This is a genomic window from Pyrobaculum sp. (assembly GCF_049971835.1).
GTDB lineage: Archaea > Thermoproteota > Thermoprotei > Thermoproteales > Thermoproteaceae > Pyrobaculum.
Genome location: NZ_JBMFKV010000353.1, coordinates 1 through 1,461, shown reverse-complemented (window position 1 = coordinate 1,461; position 1,461 = coordinate 1). Strand labels below are relative to the sequence as shown.

General features: G+C 53.4%; 4 protein-coding genes. All 4 read right to left on the bottom strand.

Annotated features, from left to right (window positions below):
- Window positions 1-95: 95 nt before the first annotated feature.
- On the bottom strand, window positions 96-299 hold the full coding sequence (locus tag ACP5J3_RS14590; RefSeq protein WP_428496344.1) for a hypothetical protein: 204 nt from the start codon (window positions 297-299) through the stop codon (window positions 96-98).
- Complete coding sequence (locus ACP5J3_RS14585; RefSeq protein WP_428496343.1) at window positions 292-633, bottom strand: hypothetical protein; 342 nt, start codon at window positions 631-633, stop codon at window positions 292-294. The genes ACP5J3_RS14590 and ACP5J3_RS14585 overlap by 8 nt, the downstream gene beginning before the upstream one ends.
- On the bottom strand, window positions 627-938 hold the full coding sequence (locus ACP5J3_RS14580) for a hypothetical protein (protein ID WP_428496342.1): 312 nt from the start codon (window positions 936-938) through the stop codon (window positions 627-629). Before ACP5J3_RS14580 ends, ACP5J3_RS14585 begins: the two co-directional genes overlap by 7 nt.
- A gap of 2 nt (window positions 939-940) precedes the next feature.
- On the bottom strand, window positions 941-1,461 hold a 521-nt coding region (locus tag ACP5J3_RS14575), incomplete at its 5' end, for an STIV orfB116 family protein (protein WP_428496341.1).

Here is a 1,461-nt window from a genome sequence, read left to right as displayed (position 1 = left end):
CAACTGATACGCCAGTCCGCCATACACCCAGATGTAGCCACCGTCAGATGATTCTTTGATCACAAGCCTCTTTTTCCTCTCTGCTGTCGTCATGGCTACTCCACCTCGATTCTCCTTGTCAATAACCGCTTGGCGTAGTCCACAAGCTCTCCGTCGTTTATAATGACTACGACGCCGCCGCGCCGCGTCTGCTGGTACTCCAGCTTCTTCACGCGGACGCCGCTGATCCTCACCACCCTGCCCTCCTCCACGGCCCTCTTCAGCTCCTCGAGCCTCTTGAGGACGGGATCCTCAGTCATAGTCCCGGCGCTTCAGTTTTTTACACAGCGCCACGACAGTCATTTTCGGTGTGTAGAAGACGACGCTCCTAAAGCCCAGCACGGCACTCAACATCAGCTCATCGACTGTATCATCCACGCCCACCCTCTTTATCAGCATATCTCTGTAGTACACCTTTACCTGCCCCTTTACCTGCCCACCGTCTTGTACAAACACGTGGCCAGTGGGGACGCAGAGCTCCGAAAGCGACAGATATCCATACAGCGCATCGGTTTCGAAATCTGGGTGATTCGTTGTGCTCTTCACAGCGGCGTTTTTCGACAGCGCCTCGATAAGCTGTCTGTATGTTACCATACCGGCTCCAGGAACCACAGAATCATCTTCTTCTTTCTCCACAACGCCACAGTGTTGTAATCAATGGCAACAGTATCAGCAACCGCCTCTACCCTGGCTATGTCTGGCGGCATGGGTTGAACATAGATGAAGCCCTCCCACCCGTCTGGTATAGCGTTGTCAACTGCGTCAATTACCACAACTTTCCTCTTCTTCAACTCTCTAATGTAGTCGTCAAGACTTCTACCGCCCAAGACCTTCCACCCGTAGCAGAAGGGGCACGACATGACATCGCTGAACACGGGGTATCTGTAGTATCTGTTCATAATCACTCCAGGTACCACACTATTGAGAACTCTAGATCGTCTGGCGCGACGTCTTTGACGTCGCTACTAGGTCTTGTACGTAGTCTAACTACTAGAGCGACGTCGCCAGGCTTTGGCTGATAGATCCCCCGGTTGAACTGAACCTCGCGACCAGCTAATTCACTAAGCAACTTGGCAGTAGCCTCGTGGCCAATGAAGCTCTTAATGAGGGGCGCATCTTTTAGCAACTCGATGGCGACATCTGTATCGATCCGCGTGATAAACATCAAACCCTCTCTAGGCACCACTGCGTTTAGCACTACTAACGCTCTGTCTTTGACGCTCTGCATCACGTCTTTCACGAGCACCTCCCTAGTGGCGTAGGCGGCGCCCCAGCCGCCGTAGAACCCGCTCATGTCCACACTGTACCCTGGTACCAGGTATTTCCTGGTGGTGGGGGCCTCAGATACAGCCGCGGCCTGGCCCCCTTCGGCCGCGGCCTTGTTTTTGTTCTCACTCATGTGAGAGAGAAAATTGGGGATTT

What these genes read in the sequence shown, in the direction of transcription:
- ACP5J3_RS14580 (WP_428496342.1), bottom strand. Translation starts at nt 938, where the DNA reads ATGAACAGATACTACAGATACCCCGTGTTCAGCGATGTCATGTCGTGC.
- ACP5J3_RS14585 (WP_428496343.1), bottom strand. Translation starts at nt 633, where the DNA reads ATGGTAACATACAGACAGCTTATCGAGGCGCTGTCGAAAAACGCCGCT.
- ACP5J3_RS14590 (WP_428496344.1), bottom strand. Translation starts at nt 299, where the DNA reads ATGACTGAGGATCCCGTCCTCAAGAGGCTCGAGGAGCTGAAGAGGGCC.